Below are 268 nucleotides of genomic sequence, written 5' to 3'. Positions count from 1 at the left end.
CGGGGGTGGCGTCCCGGTCCACGGAGGCGAGGGGCGGGGACGCGGTGGAGGTCATCGGTGCGCCCCGCTGTCCGCCGCGTCGTCGCGCAGGCGTGCGGCGAAGCGTTTCAGCTCCGTGTACTGCTCGCCCAGGGAAGCCGGGCCGTCGCCGACCGGGTCCTTGAAGTAGAAGCCGAGTTCGCCGAGCGGGCCGGTGACGCCCTGCTGCCCGGCGCGGAGGAGCAGCCGGGCCAGGTCCAGGACGAGGGGCGCGGCGAGGGCGGAGTCG

Annotated in this window: 1 pseudogene; it reads right to left on the bottom strand. The window is 76.1% G+C overall.

Annotated elements, in window-relative coordinates:
- Window positions 1-51: 51 nt before the first annotated feature.
- Window positions 52-268, bottom strand: a pseudogene (locus CCN29_RS36165) (inositol-3-phosphate synthase); the annotation flags it as partial.

It is taken from the genome of Streptomyces pseudogriseolus (assembly GCA_002154585.1).
GTDB classification, from domain to species: domain Bacteria; phylum Actinomycetota; class Actinomycetes; order Streptomycetales; family Streptomycetaceae; genus Streptomyces; species Streptomyces pseudogriseolus.
This window is presented reverse-complemented; position numbering and strand designations above follow the sequence as displayed.